Here is a 19148-nt window from a genome sequence, read left to right as displayed (position 1 = left end):
TAACCACCGCAGGCACGCCCCGCGGTGGTTTGATTTTAATCCTTCCTAGCAACAGACTTTCTTTCAACTAGTTCTGTAGGAAGTTTATAATAGCGATCCACTTTCTCGAGTGAAAGCTGCTGGAAGATAAGGTGAACGGCAAGAGCGCCGGCCTCATATTTGGGTTGTTTAATCGTTGTTAGCGGTGGTGAGACATATTCGGATAGCTGGATGTCATCAAAGCCAATGATGGAAATATCATCTGGGACAGAGATTTTCTTTTCATTAAATGCCTGAATGCCTCCGATCGCCATTTCATCATTTCCGTAGAAAACAGCTGTGGGGAGGTTGCCTTGAGCAATTAGCATTTTTGTTGCACGATAGCCACCTTCTCTAGTGAAGTCACCTGAGATTTTCCATCTCGTTTGAAAACGAAGCTCGTGTTCCTTTAATGCTTGTTCATATCCTTTGAAGCGCATTTTATTGTCATGAGAATTATATGGGCCGCTAATATAAGCGATATCCTTGTGACCATTCTGAATTAACTGTTCCGTTGCGAGATAACCACCCTGAATGTTATCGACCTCTACTTGAATAACGTGATCATTGTTTAATGTTCGATCAAGTACGACCAGAGGAAAGCCTTCACGAGCTGCTTCACTGATGATTTCATCAGTTATGTTGTGAGCTAAAATAATTGCCCCATCAACGCGCTTTTCCGTGAGAAATTTTACCGCAGTGGATTGAGCGCCACCTATTGAGCTACAGGCGATCAAGTCAAAACCATTTGTCATGGTTACTTCTTGAACGCCCTTAATCAGCTCAGAGTAATAGGGTCCTGAAAGATCCTTTAGAATCAATGCAATCGTATTTGTTTTTGTTCGCTTTAGGTCAGAAGCAAAGCCATTTTTTTGATAGTTTAGTTCTCTGGCGGCGTCTTGCACTTTCTTCACCGTTGCAGGACTAACTTTTTTTATGTTATTCAATGCGTAGGAAGCCGTTGAGACGGCTACACCTGCGCGTTTTGCTACGTCCTTTATCGTTGCCATCTTTTCACATCCTCTATCTAGACAACTTTATAATATGTTTACTTTAAGTGTACAACTAATTGTTAGCAATTGTCAGGTGAATCATTTGCCCGACTTCTTCCAGCTCACTTTTATTTAAGACCTGACATTGTAAATCCTTCCACAATGTATTTCTGAAAGAAAGAGAAGATGATGACGATCGGAACGACCATAATAGCAGCTCCTGCCATTTGGAGGGCGTAGTTATTTGCATATTGTCCCTTCAGTAGTGACAGCCCAACAGAAAGCGTATATAGTCTTTCATCATTTGCGATAATTAACGGCCATAAGAAGCTGTTCCAAGCGCCAATGAATGTTAAGATTCCCTGCACAGCAAAGATTGGTTTTGCGATAGGAATGATAAGTTTAAAGAAAATATAGAACTCACCAGCGCCATCAAGGCGGGCCGCTTCAATTAAATCCGTCGGAATCGTCGTCATGAATTGCCTGAAGAGAAAAATACTAAAGGCGACGGCGAGGCCGGGGAGAATGATTCCGGTCATTGTGTTCGTTAGCCCCATTTCATTTAATAGAAGGTAAACAGGGATCATCGTCACTTGGGCTGGGATCATCATTGTAGCAAGAACGATGTAAAAGATCTTTTCTTTTCCTTTAAAATTAAATTTCGCAAATCCATATCCTGCCATTGCGTTTAATAGAAGACCAAGGAAAGAGAAGAGTACGATAATCAGCGTATTTTTCAAATAAAGCCCAAAGTTTAAGCTTTGAAAAAGGTTTATATAGTTGTCTAACGTTGGATTACTTGGAATGAGTTGTGGCGGTATGTTTAAGACGTCACTTTCTTGCTTGAACGAGCTTGAAAGCATCCAAAGAAAAGGGATGGAGACAACCACGCCACCTACGATGAGCAGTAACGTCACAAAAGGCTTTTCGATTTTTTGTAAAAAGGATCTTGATTCCATTCTTTTCACTCCGATCCTGTCTATTAATATTCTGTATCCGATTTTCGCACCTTAAATTGAACAAGCGTGACAATGATAATGAAAATAAAAAGAACAAATGAGCCTGCAGCTGCATAGCCAAATTCGCTGAACTGGAAGCCGTTTTTGTAAATAAAGAGCGCCATTGATATGGTTCCATCTAGCGGGCCACCATCGGTCATGACGAACGGCTCTTCGAAAAATTGCATCCAACCAATCAATGTTGTTACGGTCACAAAGAATGTGGCGTATCGCAGTAAAGGAATGGTGACATTGAATAACACCTGAATCCGATTGGCGCCGTCAATTTGTGCCGCTTCATAATAAGATTTTGGTATGCCTTGAAGAGCGGCAAGAAAGATGATCATGTTAATCCCGATTCCTTTCCAGACGGCAAGAATAATAAGTGATAGTTTTGCAATCGTAGGTTCTGTTAACCATGGAATCGAATCGACAGAGAGCAACGAAAGGATATAGTTAAAGAGCCCGTACTCGGTATTGTAGAGGTAGCCCCATACGACTGCGATCGCAATAATATTAGTAATGGATGGCATGTAATAGACTGCCCGAAAGAACGTAAACAGTTTTGATGTTCCGTAGTTTAATAGAAGGGCGATACCGAGAGAGAAGAAAATGACGAGTGGTACCCCAATTAACACATAGAAAATCGTGTTAAAAACAGATTTATGAAACAGATCGTCTGAGAAAAGATCCACGTAGTTTTCGAATCCAATAAAGCTAATATTTGACCAGTCAGCAAGCCCTTTAAGGTTCAGATCCGTGAAGCTGATAAAAAATGCGATGAGAATCGGAACAATACTGAAGACAATTAATATGAGAACTGCAGGGGCGATGAACATTAGTCCATGTCTTGCTTGAAAGGCATTTCTTAGTATACTGCGCATGTTATCCCACCTATCTGAAGAGCGCTTTTCTTTCGATAAAACGGAGTTCAGACGATATACGCCTGTAACTCCGTCAGTGATTAGTCTTCTAGCATTTCATTTGCTTTTTTGCTAAATTCATCAAGCTCTTTATCTACATCTGCACCGCCAACATTAATTCGTTCAATTGAGGCTAGTAGTTCCTGAGCCATTGCTTCAAATTCCTTCATTTGTGGAGCACCTTCTGTATTCTCAAGCTGCTCACCTAGCGTGGCGTACATTTCATTATCGCTTAAAGCAGGGTCTTCCCAAGCTTCCACTCGAGATGGAAGAGTGTTCGATACATCAAGCCATTCCAATTGTGTATCCACATCGTTCATATAGGAAAGATACTTTAGCGCTTCGTCCACATTTTCAGAGTTATGGAAGATAGAGAAGTTCGATCCTCCGATACTTGATGTATTTGTTTCCTTCTCAGGCATAACGGCTACATCCCACTTGCCTTCAAGATCTGGAGCCTGGTCGTTCAAAATGTTAATCATCCATGGCCCGCTGAAAAACATTGGTTTCTTGTCGTCTTTGAAAGCCTGGACAATATCAACGCCTTCAGCTGTTTGACTGAGTCCTTCTTTAAAGTAGCTGTTATAGTACTTCATTGCTTCGCGGAATTCTGGACTGTCGAAGTTTAGATCTTTGTTCTCAACGTCCATCTCGTATCCATTTTGCCATGCAAAAATAAACGGGGTGATTTGATCGTTCATATCAATATCGAGTCCATAGTAGTCGTCTCCACGATCGGAAAGCTTTGTTGCTGCGTCTTTCAGTTCATCCCACGTTGCAGGAGGTTCTTCAAAACCAGCTTCCTTCAATAAATCTGTACGATAATAGAGGACGCGTGTTTCAACGTACCAAGGAACGCCAATGACTTGATCATCGAATGTCATGGAATCAGCAGCACCCTCGAAATAATTCTCTGGCTTAAATTCAGGGTAGTCTTCAAGATAAGGAGAAAGATCAAGTAAAGCACCGGCATCTGCGAATTCAGGTACCCAGGTTGTTCCTAATTGAACAATGTCTGGTCCTTTTTGGGAAGCGACAGCCGTTAGCAGCTTATCATGGGCGTTTTCCCAGGGGATGGCCTGAACCTTTACTTTTATGTCAGGATTATCTTTCTCGAATTTATCACTGAGCTCACTAAGTTTTTTTCCTTCTTCACCCATTGCCCATACCGTAATTTCCTTTTTGCCATCACTTGAACTACTGTCATCGTTTGAACAAGCTCCAAGAATCATTGAAATTGTAAGTAAGAACGTAGCCAAAAGTGCTGCGGTTTTCTTCTTCATGCAATCCATCTCCTTTTTCACTCTATTTTCCATGCCTACTAACTTGCGACTGACAAACAAACCTTATTGAAACGTTTCGATATTTCGATTATAATCAAATGTGTATCCGCTTTCAACACTTTTGTTAAAATTATTTGAAAACGGTTATTAGAAGCTTTACTAATATGGTTTTATGAAGAAATTTAATGAAATCACTCTTTGACTAATTATTTTAGACATGCTTATAATTCAACTAAGATAAAATTGAAACGTTTCGATAAAAGGTGAGGAGGAAAGAAATGAAACCTAATGAATTGAAGAACTTACTTAGTCAAATGACGATACATGAAAAAACAGCTCAGTTGATGCAGCTCGCAACGCCTTTCTTTAAAGGGGCGAAAGAAGCTGGGGAGATAACGGGTCCATTAGAACAGCTAAACCTTGATGAAGAACAGGTTCGTCATAGTGGTTCTGTTCTCGGAGCATCCGGAGCGGAAAATATCCGCAATATCCAGAAGACTTATCTTGAAGAAAGTAGATTAGGGATTCCTCTTCTTTTTATGTCTGATATCGTTCATGGCTATAAAACGATTTTTCCGGTTCCACTTGCCATTGGATGCTCATGGGATCTGAACCTTGCAGAAGAAAGCGCAAAAGTGGCAGCTCGGGAAGCGGGCGTTTCGGGCATTCACGTAACCTTTGCTCCGATGGTTGATCTTGTTCGAGACCCTAGGTGGGGACGAGTGATGGAATCGACTGGAGAAGATCCACATTTAAATAGTGAATATGCACGGGCATTTGTGAGAGGTTTTCAGGGAGAAGATTTGAGAAACGATGCTGAACGAGTTGCCGCTTGTGTGAAGCATTTCGCTGCATATGGTGCCGTTGAAGGCGGTCGTGATTATAACTATGTTGATTTATCAGAACGAGAGCTTCGCGAAACCTATTTACCTGCGTACAAAGCTGCCCTTGATGAGGGTTGTGAAATGGTGATGACGGCATTTAATACGGTCGATGGCATCCCGGCAAGTGGGAATAAGCGGTTAATGCGCGATTTACTACGTAAAGAATGGGGTTTTGATGGTGTCGTGATCTCTGACTGGGGGGCCGTGAAGGAGCTCATTCCTCATGGTGTTGCGGAAGATGAGCGAGAAGCTGCATTAAAATCGATTGCTGCAGGAGTGGATATTGAGATGATGACCTCGACTTATGTTCACCACCTACCACAGCTTGTCGAAGAAGGCGCTATAGATGAAGAGGTCATTGATGAAGCTGTACTTCGAATTCTAGATCTGAAGGAGAAGCTCGGATTGTTTGAAAATCCATTCAGAGGGGCTGATGTTGAACGGGAAAGGGAAGTTGTTTTATGCGAAGAACATCGGCAAGTGGCAAGAAAGCTTGCTCAGAAATCAAGCGTGCTGTTAAAAAATGATTCTGTGCTTCCTCTAAAGAAAGAGCAGAAAGTAGCGCTTATCGGACCATTTGGAGAAAGTAATGACATTCTTGGCCCGTGGTCTTGGTTAGGGTCAGGAGATGAAGCCGTTCTTTTAAAGGAAGGATTGTTATCAAAAATAGACTCTTCTCTTTTGCAAGTTGCTAAAGGGTGCGATATCGAAAATGGCTCAAAAGAAGCGTTAAAAGAAGCGGTTGAGGTTGCAAAGGATGCAGATGTGATTGTGCTCGCTCTTGGAGAGGATTCAGATATGAGTGGTGAAGCAGGTTGTCGAAGCGACATTCGTCTTCCGAAGGTTCAGCTTGAGCTCATTGCTGAAATGAAGAAGCTGAATAAACCTATCGTTGCTGTGCTCTTTAATGGACGGCCGCTTGATCTTCACGGTGTGGTTGAGGAAGCTGATGCGTTACTTGAGGCGTGGTATCCAGGAACGGAAGGAGGGGCGGCAGTTGCTGATCTTCTTTACGGAGATGCGAATCCTTCTGGACGGTTAGCGATGTCGTTTCCACATTCAGTTGGACAGGTACCTGTTTACTACAATCACTTTAACACGGGACGTCCGAAAGATGCGCCGGATGCGCAAGTTCGCTATGTGTCGCAATATCTTGATATTCCGAATGAACCGGTATTTCCGTTTGGTTTTGGATTAAGCTATACAGACTTTACTTACCGTAATGCGACACTATCCGATTCTATTATGAGTGAAGAAGATTTAGTCGTTCACGTGACTGTTGAAAATGTTGGGTCATATGAAGGTGAGGAAGTCGTTCAGCTATATGTAAGAGATATCGCTGGAGAGGTTGTACGACCAATGAAAGAGCTGAAAGATTTTAAGAAAATTACGTTACAACCCGGTGAGACAAAGGAAGTTGTCTTTACAATAACAGAGACGCAACTTCGTTATCATCATAGTGATTTATCTTTTGAAAGCGATCCAGGAAACTATATTGCTTTTGTTGGTTCTAACAGTCATGACGTTCAAGAATTGCCATTTAAATTAGTGAAGTAAAGGAGTGGGGCTCGAGTGATAATGATCGATCGAGGAAAAGCATGTTTACGAGCTGGAGACATGGAAGCCATTTTTCTAAAAAGTGGAGATCTTTATGAATTAACGACGGGAAATATTATGATCAATCAAGTGCTATCGAATGCTATTGATGGTGCATTAAATAATTTATATTTACGAGTGTTTACGAATGAAGAGATTAGCACATACCCTTTAATCGGAACTAAATCCAATAGTACTTTTCAATTTGGAACGTCTGAGGCAATTTGGAGAGGGAAAGTTGCGGATGTGCACTATACCGTTGCTTTTCATCTTACGGAACAGAATCTTTGGTTCTGGAACGTCACGCTTGAAGGAAATGATGTTGAAGTAGACGTTGTATACGGACAGGATCTTGGACTTGCTGAAAAAGGCGGTGTTCGAACAAATGAAGCATACACGTCTCAGTATATGGATCATACCGTTTTTGAAGAGGATGGTTACATCGTTTGTACACGTCAAAATCAACCACAACAGGGGGGATTTCCTTACCTTCAACAAGGTTCACTCGGGAATACAAAAGGCTATTCTACAGATGGTTTTCAGTTCTTCGGGTTATCTTATAAGGAAACAAATGAACCAGAAAGGTTGAAGGAAGAGTCGCTAGTAAATGAAATCTATCAATATGAATTCGCCTATACAGCTCTTCAAACAGATCGCGTGATGTTAAATGGAGAAAAAGAATTCACTTTTTATGGACTATTTCAAAATGATCATCCTCATTCGACTTCAAAGCCTGTTAGTCGAGATAACATTATCGCTTCTTGGGATTCGATTAAATTGGACCCACACCTAGAAAAAGCACAAGAACGAGTGCAGCATCACGTCGGAGCTCCTATGCAATCACTTAATATGACAGAGGAAGACATCATCGAATTATTCCCTAATCGTCAACAAGAAGAGCGTGAGAATGGGGCGCTACTATCTTTTTTCACCGATACGTATGAGCATGTCGTATTAAAGCAAAAAGAGCTTCTAGTCGAGCGGCCACATGGGCATATTTTGATGTCTGGGGAAAATGATCGATTGAATCGGAATGTTATTTCGACAACGTCCTATATGTATGGTGTTTTCAATTCCCAAATTTCTTTAGGAAATACATCGTTTCATAAGATGATGAGCAATCAGCGTAATCCCCTTAATGTTCTTAAAACGTCGGGTCAGAGGTTGTATGTGGAATACGAAGGAACCTATCGACTTTTAACAATGCCTTCATTATTTGAAATGGGATTTAATTACGCGCGCTGGTATTACAAATTTGAGAACGACACTATTATCATCACAAATTTTACAACCGTTGATTCTCAGCAAGTGCAGTTAGATGTGAGTTCGAAAAGTGGTAAAGAATATCGCTATTTGGTTACGAATCAAATCTCAATGGCTAACCATGAATATGAAGAAGTCTATGATGTGGAGCAGAAAGGTCGTGTTTTAACGTTCCGACCACATAGTTCCGAAAGTACAAAGGTCAATCCTAACCTCACTTATCAGTTGTCCGTCTCCGGTACTGATATGGAAGTGGGAGATGAGCGTCTACTCGTTCATCCTATTGAAGAAGGGGATGCTTCGCTTGTTGTGCTTCAAATTCAATCTACACAACAGTTCTCATTACATATACAGGGGACACGTGATGGAGAGTATGCTCCTTCTGAACGAGATGCAAGTGCTGAAATTAAACGCTACCGGGACTATATAGGAAAGGTTATGAATCAGTTTCATCTCAGTCATAAAGAAAAGAATGCCGAGTTAGACAGAATGAACGCACTTGCTTGGTGGTACACGCACAATATGCTTGTGCATTATTCTGTTCCAAGAGGTCTTGAGCAATCGATTGGGGCAGCTTGGGGAACACGAGATGTTTGCCAGGGGCCAACTGAATATTTCATGGCGACGCAGAATTATGACTCTGTGAAAGAAATTATTCAAACAGTATATGCTCATCAATATGAAGATGAAGGTAACTGGCCACAGTGGTTTATGTTTGATGAGTATGGGGGTGTTCAGCAGGAGGAAAGTCATGGGGATGTTGTGATTTGGCCGCTAAAAGTCGTCGCTGACTACCTTGCTGTAACAGGTGATCATAAAATTTTAGCTATGGAATTACCATATACCCTGCGAGAAGATTTTACATTTAGCGAAAAGAAACATTCATTGAAGGAACATATTAAAAAACAGATTGAGTATGTGAAACGACATTTTCTCAACGATACCTTCCTTTCTTCTTATGGTGATGGGGATTGGGATGATACCCTTCAGCCTGCGAACGCTCAATTAAAAAAATACATGGTGAGTAGCTGGACGGTTGCGCTGACTTACCAGGCTGTGCGTAAGTTTGCGGATGCACTAGTAGAGCCTGAATGGAAAAAGGATCTTCAGGAGCTTGCACTTGGAATTGAACGCGACTATCAGAAATTTCTCCTCGATACAGGAGTTCTTCCAGGGTTTTTATATATGGAAGATCAGGAGCGTCCTGAAAAGATGCTTCATCCAGAGGATAAGAAGACAGGTATCCATTATCGTTTATTACCGATGATTCGAGGGATGATCAGTGAGCTTTTATCTGCAGAGGAAGCAGGAGATCATTACCAAATTATTAGAGAAAAGCTCGCATGCCCGGATGGTGTTCGATTAATGGATAAGCCTGCGAATTATAAAGGTGGAGTGAGTACTCATTTCAAAAGAGCGGAGCAAGCAGCGAACTTTGGAAGAGAAATTGGACTTCAATATGTTCATGCACATATTCGTTTTATTGAGGCAATGGCGAAACTTGGCCAAAGGGAAGAAGTTTGGAAGGGGCTACAAGTTATTAATCCGGTTGGTATTACGGATGTGGTGTCAAACGCAGAGAAACGACAAAGTAATGCCTACTTCAGTAGTTCAGATGGGAAATTCAATACGCGTTACGAGGCGCAGAATCGGTTTGATGATCTTAAAAGCGGATCAGTTCCGGTGAAAGGCGGTTGGCGGATTTATTCAAGTGGACCAGGAATTTATATGAATCAGCTTGTAACAAATGCACTTGGCATCCGCCAGGAAGAAGGAAACATGGTGCTTGACCCTATCCTTCCTAATAGACTAGATGGCCTTCAATTGCACTATCAGTTCTGGGGGCTGGACGTTACTTTTCAGTATCATCTAACAAATGAAGAAAGAAAAGTTCATATTAACGGTCAGCGAGTTGAAACAGCTCTTAGCTCTAATCGTTATCGTGAGGGCGGAATGGTTGTTCGAAAGGCAGTTGCTGAAAAGTATTTGAATAGCGGCATGAACACTATTGAAATTTGGTTATGATGTAACATTTGAGGTAATTGTGGAATAAAATAATGAAACCGGGATATCGATACGTTTCGATATCCCGGTTTATTTTTACCTTATTTAATTGAGAAATTCTCTTTTATTAATAAATCTTCTGGTTTTTCGCCAATGCCATCTTCATGGAAGTATTCCTTAATAATGCCATCTTCCAGGTAGTTTGCGATCGCAACCATAGACATTCCTTGATCAAGCGCGAGGTACGCTTCTGTTACTTCTCCAGTTAGGACATTTACCGAATCATAAAAGCCGTATTTCCCGTAAGTACCAAAGTCTTTAAGTGTTTTTAAGTTCTTGTACACTTCTTTAGGTGCGTACTCTAATGCAAGGAAAGACGCGTGTGGTGTTACAATTGCTCCTTCTGCACTATAACCGTCCATACCAAGAGGAGTTGCGCCAAATTCGGAATAGTCTTCAGGAGTTGCGGCAGGAGATAATCCCCATGCAGGATAGCCAAGCTCTTCTTTTGCATACTCGATTTGGATATCCACATGCTTTTGATTATTTAAGCCGAGGGCATTTCGGCCAAGTTCCTTTTCTTTCAAGACAAGACCCGGCATCAAGGCTTCAAACATACTACCTCCCCAGCTTGGTACATACTTTTGGTCATTGTATGTATAGTGACCTTCAAATACATCAATCCCATCATATGTTTTGGTATAGCCTTCTGGTACTTGAGATTGCCAATCCCAGCTTCCAGGCATTGTCCGGTACATTTTCCACCAATGTTCTACAGGAACGTCTCCTTTACCAATCGAGATATAGCTCGCAAGGCGTGGTTCTGTATAAAACGCTCCGTAGTGATGCTCTGTAACACTTTCAGTTGCTACATCGTACCCTCCGCGCATTTGGCCAACCTCTGAATCGTAGAGCTTAGAATAGTCCATCGCTTCCACTAATTCACTTGTTTGATCATTTAACTCAGGATAAGCTTGTCCGGCTACGATTAAACCTGCGGATAGCCAGCCGTTATCAACGGTTGAGATGAACTCACCCCAGTCGGTCATAAGTGAACCATCCTTAGTGAAGTACCAGTTATAATATAAACCATTCCACGTCTCGAGTTCTTCTAATGTTTGAAGTGTAGTTTGAATCCTGTGGACTGCTTCATCTCTTGAAATTATCCCAATTTCTTGAGCAGATATTGTACTCATGAAATACATGCCGATGTTTGTTGGTGATGTAAAGTCTTGTACTGTCTTTTCACCATTCTTCATTCGAACGGCATCATACGTTAATCCAGTCTTTTCATCCGTGAAATCTTCAAAGTACCGATACGTCGTCTTTGAAATCGCTTTCAATTGTTTGGAAAAGGCATGATTCTTTCCTTTGGTAGAACTTTCAGCATTAGTGACTGGCAAGGATCCGGTTAAAACAATGGCTGCTACAAGAAAAAACAAAAGAAATTTTCTCATGAATCCACTTCCTTTCAAAATTAGTGAAACGTTTCGATTTTAGTATACATAAGGAACGGAGGATAGTAAACGGATTGAATGTAAAATATCAGAATTTACTAAAAACAGACCGATAGACATGGGAGAAAGGTTGGATAGTAAGGGGGAGAGAGATTCGACATAAACCGCGAGTGACAGGCACCATCATAAGCCGATAGGATCACTCCTATCGGCTTCCTTTATACCCGAGTCTTCTCGATATTTCTTTCCCGGCTTGTTTCAGAATGGGTAAATATTCAGCTAAACGCTCTTCTGACATTTGAGGAACGGTGCCTGTAATGCTGATCGCGTACGTTGCACTTCCGAGATGGTCAAAGATCGGAACAGCGATGCAGCGAATGCCTTCTTCGTGTTCTTCGTCGTCAATAGCGAAGCCATTTTGACGAACTTTTTCTAATTCGTTTTGAAATTCTGTAGCGTCCGTGATGGTCCGATCTGTTAGCTTAAATAACTCTTTAGTTGAAAGGAAATCGTTTAGTTGCTTATCACTCGAATATGCTAAGATCGCTTTCCCTACACCTGTGCAATGAAGCGGAGCTTTTCGCCCAGTACGAGAGTATATCCGAATCGTGGACTGTGTTTCCACTTTATCAAGATAAATGACTTGATGATCTTCTTCGATCATAACAAGGTGAGCGATTTTTGAAGTTCGTTCACTTAATTCTTCAAGAACATTCCGCGCGACTTCTAAAATATTTAACTCATCGACAACCACATGGTACATCTCAATGAATTTCAACCCAAGTCGATAAGATGTTTGATCAGCCGAGCGCTGGATATATTGGTGTGACTCAAGGGTAGAAACAAGTCGATGAATCGTGCTTTTTGCCACATCAAGCTTGTTAGCGAGCTCTGTAATGCCCATTCCTTCTGGTTTTTCTTTCAATAGTTCTAAAATTTGAAGTGATCGATCGACAGACTGAATCATAACATCTTCCTTTCCTAGACCGATCACGACAATCAGAACGATTTAATTCGAATTGACAAGGGCATGTCGGCCTTTTTGTACTTCATCACAATATTGCTTTGCGAGGGATTGTAGTTCGCTGTATCGCTTTTCTGCGATTAAATCTTTTTGTAATAGGGAGCCACCAACACCTACGGCAGCTGCCCCAGCTCGTATATATTCCGCTGTATTTGAAAGACTTACTCCGCCGGTTGGCATCATGTTCACGTGAGCGAGAGGGCCTTTCACATCTTTAATGAAGGTTGGTCCAAGTACGCTTGCAGGGAAAATTTTCACAAGATCTGCCCCAGCTTGTTGGGCTTGCAGTATTTCTGTCGGCGTGAATACACCTGGTATCACAATTTTACCATATCGATTAGCGGTCAAAATGGTTTCTGTATTCATTGTTGGAGAGAAAATGAATTCGGCACCAGCGTGAATCGCCATGTTTGCTGATTGCGCATCAAGAACGGTACCTGCCCCAACAACTGCCTGACCTTTAAATGCAAGATTTGCTTCGCGAATCACATCAAGTGCCCCATCAGAATCAAGTGTGATTTCAATTCCACTAATACCACCATCTACGATCGCTTCAATCACTTGCATCACTTTATCTCGGTCAATTTTTCGAACGACGGCTACAACACCACCGTCAATCATTTTTGTTAAGATCGCCTGTTTCATTCTCCCACTCCTTTTATCTTAATACATCCTGTTTCGTTGCATTTAAAGATTCAATTTCTTGAATCGTTGGAAGCCCTTCAATATCGCCAAATACAGAAACAACGATGGAACCAATTAATGAGCCAAGATCAACAGATTCTTGAAATGTTTTCCCCTTCAGAAGGCCAGAGAGAACTCCTGCAGCAAAACCATCTCCTGCTCCTATGGGATCATTCACTTTAGAGACAGGATAGCTTTTCACAAATCCATTCTCACCATTTGCTGTGGCAAAGGTGGTCCCAATTGCTCCGTTTTTTATCGCGATTTTCTGAACGCCAGAGGCTAGAAAAAATGAAATGATTTCATCAGGATCACTTGTACCTATCAATTGTTCAGCTTCGTCTAGTCCTGGAAGAAGAATATCCGCTTGTCTTGCGAGGTCTAGCAATTTTTCTTGTCCATTTGGAATATTCTTCAGCAGTTTTATTCGAATATTAGGATCAAATGAAACCTTAATTTCATGTTTTTTAGCAAAGTGGAAAACCTCATTCACTAGCTCATAACAAGATTCACTCAACAGAGGAGTAATGCCAGTTAAGTGAACGATTCTCGCCCTTTTTATGTAGTCCCAGTTGATGTCTGCTGTAGTCATAGTGCTTGCAGCGGAACCACTGCGGTAATAGTAAACTTGATTGCGATCTGTTCGCTTTTCTTTAACATATAAGCCCGTTTGTTCTTCAGGGTCCATAAGGACATTCGTTGTATCGACCCCTTCGCCACGAATGGCATTTAATGTAAAATGACCTAATTCTTCATCGCCCAGCTTACTGATCCAGCCTACAGAGTGACCAAGCTTTGAAAGACCGATCGCTACGTTTGATTCAGCCCCGCCGATTCGCTTGTTAAACTGATTCGTATATCGAAGAGGGCCGGTAGAAGCGGCATCAAAAAGCACCATGGTTTCACCGAGTGTGACGACATCCAATTGTGATTGCATAAACTGCCTCCTTCTTGTTCCTTAATAAGGAACAGTGTTCTTCATTATGATTTCACTTTACTGAATTATGAAAACGATGTCAATTTAATTATGTGAGAATTTTCAAAAATATAGATCATGAGTATGAATTTTCTGTAAATACATTGCGTGAAAGTAAACTCTTATAAGACAAATATGGTAGGATAACGATATTACGACTTACAAGTATTGGGAAGGAGCGGTACGATGAAATTTGATTACCATACGCACCATGAACGCTGTGGTCATGCAGAAGCAGGAATTGAAGATTACATAAAAGCAGCAATCCAAAATGATTTGCAGATGATCGGAATTTCTGATCATTCACCGTTTTTTGCAAGTGAGAAGGATCGAGCGTTGCCTCGCATTGCTATGGCCAAGAGTGAGTTCGCTTCTTATGTAGAAGAAGTGCTCTCGCTTAAGGAAAAGTACCGTGGCAAGATTGACGTTTTGCTTGGTGTTGAATCTGACTTTTTTCGAGACCATTACCCGTTATATAAAAGCATTTATGATCAGTACCCGTTTGACTATATAATTGGCTCTGTTCATTTTAGTAATGGAACTAACATCTTTGATAAAAGTCGATGGGAAAATTTAATTGAAGAAGACATACGCAAAGAAAAAGAGCATTATTACAAGCTAATCGTAGAATCAGCTGAAAGCCGCGTCTTCGATATTCTAGCCCATATTGATGCCATGAAGGGATTTTATCCAGACTTCGCAAACGTTCAAACACCTGAAGTCGAAAAAGCATTGAAGCGACTCGGAGAGCTTGAGTCAACGATTGAAATCAACACATCTGGTAAGCATAAAGACTGCGGCGGCTGGTATCCAGCGAATGACATGCTCGAAATGGCTTGCCATTATGGTGTGGGAGTTACTTTCGGATCTGACGCTCATTGGCCTTCACGCGTTGGAGAAGAATTTGAAGAAGTTCGAACAAAGCTGAAGGAGATTGGATTTAAGAATTGGACGGTGTTTCGAGAGAGGAAGAAGGAGTTTGTTGGGATGTGAGGGCGTAGAGGAGTGGGGAAGACAAATGTCTTTCCCACTCTTTTATTTTTTCCTTCTCTTTTGTACCGTAACCGTAGTATTGACTAAATAATCTGTCGATTTTAAAATCAAGGGTTGTAAAACGCTTACATCCCCTTTATAATACAACTAAATCGATTTACTAAATCGGTTTAGTAAAATCACTTTAGATGTGGAGAATGATTTATGAGAACTGTAACTATGGCAGACGTTGCAAAAAAAGCACAAGTATCGAAGAGCACCGTTTCGCAATATTTAAACAAACGATATGACTATATGAGTGAAAAAACGAAAGTAAGAATTGAAGAAGCGATTAAAGAGCTTGGTTATCAACCAAACATTGTAGCCAGGAGCTTGAAACAAAAATCTACGAAAACAATTGGAGTCATTGTTGCTAATATTCTCCATACTTTTTCAACAGAAGTGAGTAGAGCAGTAGAAGATTTGTGTCATGAAAAAGGTTTTCATACAATCATTTGTAATGCTGATGATGATCCAGTTAAAGAAAAGCGTTACATTGAAATGCTTCGTGCCAAACAGGTGGACGGATTGATTATCTTTCCAACGGGTAACAACCGTGAACTCTACAAACAAATGTTGGATGAAGAATATCCGCTCGTTTTTCTAGATCGTCTAGTTCCAGATATTCCAGCATCCTCTATAATGCTCAACAATGAAAAAGCTTCCGAATTAGCTGTTGAACATTTTGTTCGTAAAGGGCATAAGCGTATTGCCATTATGACTACATCTTTTATAGATAACATCTCTTCACGGTATGAGAGAGTAGAAGGTTATAAGAAAGCTCTGATTGAACGAAACATTGAATTAAAAGAAGATTATATCCAATGTGTTGATCCAGATTTGATTGCTTCATCACTTGAAAAGATGTTAGCACTTCCTTCACCTCCAGATTGTATTATTGCAGGAAATGATTTTGTACTAAAAGAAGTGCTTCGTTTTGCCAAGCAGCAATCTTTGCGCATTCCTGAGGACTTATCTGTTATCGGAATTGATGATGTACCGTATGCGAGTTTCTTTACTCCTCCCATCACGGCAGTTGCGCAGCCTACTTTTAAAATGGGTAAAATGGCAGCTGAGATTTTGTTGGATAAAATTAACAAAACGACAAGGATAAATGATCAGCCAGAGTATCGTTTTGAACCAAAATTGATGATAAGAGAATCAGTTAACTAAATAGAAGGGAGATCGGGCATGAAAAAAGATGTTGTTACGATTGGAGATGCGATGATCACATTTGATCCTTCACATCATGGCCCAATGCGGTATGCTTCCAATTTTGAAAGAAAAGCAGGTGGAGCTGAATTTAATTTCGCTGTTGGATGTGCAAGGCTCGGGTTACAAACAGGATGGATTAGTAGGTTAGGGAATGACGAGTTTGGAAAATATATTCGTAATTTTGCTAGAGGTGAGGGAATCGATGTTTCAGAAGTGCAATTGCTCGATCGATATTCAACCTCGTTGAATTTCAAGGAGATTAGAGAAGACGGTAATGGTCGAACGTTCTATTATCGTCATCAATCACCTACGGAAGCACTGACAGAAGCTACCCTTGATGAAGCTATGCTGAGACGTTGCAAGGTGTTACATATAACTGGCGTTTTTGCTGCAATTAATCCGGAAAAGAATATTTCACTTCTCCAAAAAGCTGCCACGATAGCAAAAGATAATGGAGCGATAATCACTTTCGACCCTAATATACGATTGAAATTGTGGTCTCCCGAAGAAGCTAAGTACGGCTTAACAGAACTGCTTCCATATGTAGACGTACTGCTTACTGGTGAAGATGAAGCTGAATTACTTTTTGGAGTTCATGAACCTGAACAAATTGCGCAGGATTGTCAAAGATACGGTATTTCAACAATAGCGATCAAAAAAGGTGAGCATGGAGCTAGTGCTTATAAGAATGGTCAACTTGTTCATGCGCCAGCAATACCTCCAAAAAAAGTGGTCGATACGGTAGGAGCAGGAGACGGGTTTGATGCAGGGTTTGTTTATGGATTACTAAATGGCTGGACTCTTGAAAGAACTCTTAAGTTCTCAAATGCAATTGGTTCTATGGTAGTGAGCGTTTATGGAGATAATGAAGGGTTGCCAGAACTAAGTGAAGTTCTTACACAGCTTGGAGAAAGAGAATTTATTGAGAGGTGAGATAGATGAAACTTCAATTAGCATTGGACAGGCTATCCCGTGAAGAGTGTTTAGACATTTTGGGAGAGACATATGATTCCATCGACTGGATTGAGATTGGAACTGGTGTTATCAAATAATACGGAATGTCAATTGTAACGGAAATCAGAGAGTCCTTTCCTGAATTAATCATTGTAACAGATATGAAAACATGTGATGCGGGCAAACATGAAGCTGCTCAGGCTTTTGAAGCTGGGGCTGATATTACGACAGTCATGGCTTTCGCAGCAGATCAAACGATTTCCGATATGTTAGACGTAGCCTTAGAGCATAAAGGCAGAGTAATGGTTGATTTACTGGGCGTTACTAATAAATTGCGCATCAATCAGCTCCAAAACCTTGGAGTCGATCTCATTAGTCTACATTTTGGTAAAGATATGCAGAAAAAAGGAAATATCACCGGTGATCTCTTTGAACTTGTAAGCGAATCCTCAGGTATAGAAATTGCTGTAGCAGGTGGAATCAACCTTGATTCTCTGTCATCAATTCTTTCTTACGCTCCCGATACTTTAATCGTTGGGGGAGGCATTACGAAGCAGGATAACCGTAAACAAGCGGCTGCACAAATTAAGGAGGCGATCAAGGAATATGAAAAAAGTCATTCACACTGTAGTTAATGAAGTTAATCAGGTGTTATCAGAAGTGAACGAAGATCAAGCGAAGCAGCTTTCAACTCATATAGAAGAAGCTAAAAGAATTTTTGTGACTGGTGAGGGACGTTCTGGACTAGTGGGAAAAGCATTTGCTATGCGATTAATGCATGGTGGATATGAGGTATATGTTACAGGGGAAACCGTTACTCCGAATATCGAAACTGGTGATTTGTTAATCGCTATCTCTGGATCAGGTTCAACTCAGTCTATCTGTTTTTATGCAGAAAAAGCAAAAGAAATAGGAGGATGTATTTCAGCGGTTACAACGAATGACAGCTCTAGGCTTGCTGGAATAAGTGATCATGTGTTAGTCGTTCCTGCAGCAACTAAAAAGAGATTACCAGAAGAGCCTAGTACGATTCAGCCGCTTGGAAACCAATTTGATCAATCGCTGCACTTGCTCCTAGACGCTATTATCATCTACACAATTAATCAATCAAAGCAAACGGATAACGAAAGAATGACTTCCAAACACGCAAATATGGAGTAGAGGTGTACTAAATGGCTAACCTGCTAAAAGTACAGGAGGCAAAAATTATTCCTGTCATCCGTAAAGCAAACCAAAACAATATCTTACCAATTGCTCAAGCTTTATATGAGGGTGGTATTAAAGCAATCGAGATTACAGCTGAAACACCAGAGGTTGAAACGTTGATTAGGAAAGTTAGAGATAGTTTTGATGGGTTATTAATAGGTGCAGGAACTGTGCTCGATGGTGAAACAGCCAGAGCAGTTATTATGGCAGGGGCCCATTTTATTGTTTCTCCTACGGTGAATCTAAATACAGTTAAAGTGGCGAAAAGATATGGAGTCCCATGCATTATAGGTGCCTTGACCCCAACGGAAATGGTGACAGCTTATGAATCAGGGGCTGATATGGTGAAAGTTTTTCCGGCGGACACAATGGGCGCTCGTTATATAAAAAATATTCTCGGTCCTCTACCTCAAATTGAAATAATGGCAACTGGTGGAATTGATAAGGAAAATATGTTTGATTACTTCCAAGCTGGAGCTAAGGTTGTTGGGATTGGAGGCCAACTTGTTCAATGTGATCATCTAACATCAGAAGACGATTTCAATAGTTTAAAAGAATTGGCAAATCAATATGTTGAAAAGCTAAGAGGAGCAAATCATACTTCATTATTTGAAAGCGGATTCAGAAAATAAAGGGGGA

At 40.9% G+C, this 19148-nt stretch carries 16 protein-coding genes; 8 read left to right on the top strand and 8 right to left on the bottom strand.

All coding sequences use genetic code 11. The annotated features are described in order from the left end of the window. Positions 1–35: 35 nt before the first annotated feature. From AC0VYV_RS19695 to AC0VYV_RS19680, 4 genes are all read right to left on the bottom strand, one after another. A complete protein-coding gene (locus AC0VYV_RS19695; protein WP_475368038.1) occupies positions 36–1028 on the bottom strand; it encodes a LacI family DNA-binding transcriptional regulator in 993 nt (330 codons plus the stop codon). 110 nt (positions 1029–1138) lie between these two features. Continuing rightward, positions 1139–1969, bottom strand: a complete 831-nt coding sequence (locus tag AC0VYV_RS19690; protein ID WP_303534977.1) for a carbohydrate ABC transporter permease — start codon at positions 1967–1969, stop codon at positions 1139–1141. A 23-nt stretch (positions 1970–1992) separates the two neighbouring features. Next, a complete protein-coding gene (locus tag AC0VYV_RS19685; RefSeq protein WP_242057221.1) occupies positions 1993–2892 on the bottom strand; it encodes a carbohydrate ABC transporter permease in 900 nt (299 codons plus the stop codon). 80 nt (positions 2893–2972) lie between these two features. Further along, a complete protein-coding gene (locus AC0VYV_RS19680; protein ID WP_475374148.1) occupies positions 2973–4214 on the bottom strand; it encodes a sugar ABC transporter substrate-binding protein in 1242 nt (413 codons plus the stop codon). Positions 4215–4492: 278 nt separating this feature from the next. On the opposite strand from AC0VYV_RS19680, the gene bglX reads away from it, so the two are divergent. Together bglX and AC0VYV_RS19670 are read left to right on the top strand one after the other, a co-directional pair. Continuing rightward, complete coding sequence (gene bglX / locus AC0VYV_RS19675) at positions 4493–6655, top strand: beta-glucosidase BglX (protein ID WP_475368036.1); 2163 nt, start codon at positions 4493–4495, stop codon at positions 6653–6655. A 21-nt stretch (positions 6656–6676) separates the two neighbouring features. Further along, complete coding sequence (locus tag AC0VYV_RS19670; protein ID WP_475374904.1) at positions 6677–9982, top strand: GH36-type glycosyl hydrolase domain-containing protein; 3306 nt, start codon at positions 6677–6679, stop codon at positions 9980–9982. Positions 9983–10062: 80 nt separating this feature from the next. On the opposite strand, the gene AC0VYV_RS19665 is transcribed toward AC0VYV_RS19670, so the two are convergent. From AC0VYV_RS19665 to AC0VYV_RS19650, 4 genes are all read right to left on the bottom strand, one after another. Then, positions 10063–11418, bottom strand: a complete 1356-nt coding sequence (locus tag AC0VYV_RS19665) for a glucoamylase family protein (RefSeq protein WP_475374147.1) — start codon at positions 11416–11418, stop codon at positions 10063–10065. Positions 11419–11623: 205 nt separating this feature from the next. Next, positions 11624–12385 carry an IclR family transcriptional regulator gene (locus tag AC0VYV_RS19660; RefSeq protein WP_194218603.1) on the bottom strand — a complete coding sequence of 254 codons (762 nt, stop codon included), beginning with the start codon at positions 12383–12385 and terminating at the stop codon, positions 11624–11626. Between the two features lie 42 nt (positions 12386–12427). Further along, entirely contained in the window at positions 12428–13087 is a 660-nt protein-coding gene (locus AC0VYV_RS19655) for a bifunctional 4-hydroxy-2-oxoglutarate aldolase/2-dehydro-3-deoxy-phosphogluconate aldolase (RefSeq protein ID WP_283153496.1), read from the bottom strand. A gap of 13 nt (positions 13088–13100) precedes the next feature. Beyond that, the gene (locus AC0VYV_RS19650) at positions 13101–14063 is read right to left on the bottom strand and encodes a sugar kinase (protein WP_475365955.1); all 963 of its coding nucleotides are present in this window, start codon (positions 14061–14063) and stop codon (positions 13101–13103) included. A 225-nt stretch (positions 14064–14288) separates the two neighbouring features. On the opposite strand from AC0VYV_RS19650, the gene AC0VYV_RS19645 reads away from it, so the two are divergent. From AC0VYV_RS19645 to AC0VYV_RS19620, 6 genes are all read left to right on the top strand, one after another. Next, positions 14289–15095, top strand: a complete 807-nt coding sequence (locus AC0VYV_RS19645; protein WP_430243307.1) for a histidinol-phosphatase — start codon at positions 14289–14291, stop codon at positions 15093–15095. A gap of 204 nt (positions 15096–15299) precedes the next feature. Further along, positions 15300–16307, top strand: a complete 1008-nt coding sequence (locus AC0VYV_RS19640; RefSeq protein WP_475365953.1) for a LacI family DNA-binding transcriptional regulator — start codon at positions 15300–15302, stop codon at positions 16305–16307. An 18-nt stretch (positions 16308–16325) separates the two neighbouring features. Next, entirely contained in the window at positions 16326–17282 is a 957-nt protein-coding gene (locus AC0VYV_RS19635) for a sugar kinase (RefSeq protein ID WP_475374146.1), read from the top strand. Between the two features lie 125 nt (positions 17283–17407). Continuing rightward, a complete protein-coding gene (locus tag AC0VYV_RS19630) occupies positions 17408–17938 on the top strand; it encodes an orotidine 5'-phosphate decarboxylase / HUMPS family protein (protein WP_475374145.1) in 531 nt (176 codons plus the stop codon). Then, a complete protein-coding gene (gene hxlB / locus AC0VYV_RS19625) occupies positions 17910–18464 on the top strand; it encodes a 6-phospho-3-hexuloisomerase (RefSeq protein ID WP_475374144.1) in 555 nt (184 codons plus the stop codon). Before AC0VYV_RS19630 ends, hxlB begins: the two co-directional genes overlap by 29 nt. Positions 18465–18475: 11 nt before the next feature. Next, complete coding sequence (locus AC0VYV_RS19620; protein ID WP_475374143.1) at positions 18476–19141, top strand: bifunctional 4-hydroxy-2-oxoglutarate aldolase/2-dehydro-3-deoxy-phosphogluconate aldolase; 666 nt, start codon at positions 18476–18478, stop codon at positions 19139–19141. The last annotated feature ends 7 nt before the right edge of the window (positions 19142–19148 follow it).

This window comes from Anaerobacillus sp. QJM3NY_17, from assembly GCF_056173665.1.
Note: the sequence above shows the minus strand (reverse complement) of the source record. Positions and strands in the feature narration are given on the sequence as shown.

Coding starts and splice junctions, on each gene's coding strand:
- AC0VYV_RS19695 (WP_475368038.1), bottom strand. CDS start 1,028: ATGGCAACGATAAAGGACGTAGCAAAACGCGCAGGTGTAGCCGTCTCA.
- AC0VYV_RS19690 (WP_303534977.1), bottom strand. CDS start 1,969: ATGGAATCAAGATCCTTTTTACAAAAAATCGAAAAGCCTTTTGTGACG.
- AC0VYV_RS19685 (WP_242057221.1), bottom strand. CDS start 2,892: ATGCGCAGTATACTAAGAAATGCCTTTCAAGCAAGACATGGACTAATG.
- AC0VYV_RS19680 (WP_475374148.1), bottom strand. CDS start 4,214: ATGAAGAAGAAAACCGCAGCACTTTTGGCTACGTTCTTACTTACAATT.
- bglX (WP_475368036.1), top strand. CDS start 4,493: ATGAAACCTAATGAATTGAAGAACTTACTTAGTCAAATGACGATACAT.
- AC0VYV_RS19670 (WP_475374904.1), top strand. CDS start 6,677: ATGATCGATCGAGGAAAAGCATGTTTACGAGCTGGAGACATGGAAGCC.
- AC0VYV_RS19665 (WP_475374147.1), bottom strand. CDS start 11,418: ATGAGAAAATTTCTTTTGTTTTTTCTTGTAGCAGCCATTGTTTTAACC.
- AC0VYV_RS19660 (WP_194218603.1), bottom strand. CDS start 12,385: ATGATTCAGTCTGTCGATCGATCACTTCAAATTTTAGAACTATTGAAA.
- AC0VYV_RS19655 (WP_283153496.1), bottom strand. CDS start 13,087: ATGAAACAGGCGATCTTAACAAAAATGATTGACGGTGGTGTTGTAGCC.
- AC0VYV_RS19650 (WP_475365955.1), bottom strand. CDS start 14,063: ATGCAATCACAATTGGATGTCGTCACACTCGGTGAAACCATGGTGCTT.
- AC0VYV_RS19645 (WP_430243307.1), top strand. CDS start 14,289: ATGAAATTTGATTACCATACGCACCATGAACGCTGTGGTCATGCAGAA.
- AC0VYV_RS19640 (WP_475365953.1), top strand. CDS start 15,300: ATGAGAACTGTAACTATGGCAGACGTTGCAAAAAAAGCACAAGTATCG.
- AC0VYV_RS19635 (WP_475374146.1), top strand. CDS start 16,326: ATGAAAAAAGATGTTGTTACGATTGGAGATGCGATGATCACATTTGAT.
- AC0VYV_RS19630 (WP_475374145.1), top strand. CDS start 17,408: ATGTCAATTGTAACGGAAATCAGAGAGTCCTTTCCTGAATTAATCATT.
- hxlB (WP_475374144.1), top strand. CDS start 17,910: ATGAAAAAAGTCATTCACACTGTAGTTAATGAAGTTAATCAGGTGTTA.
- AC0VYV_RS19620 (WP_475374143.1), top strand. CDS start 18,476: ATGGCTAACCTGCTAAAAGTACAGGAGGCAAAAATTATTCCTGTCATC.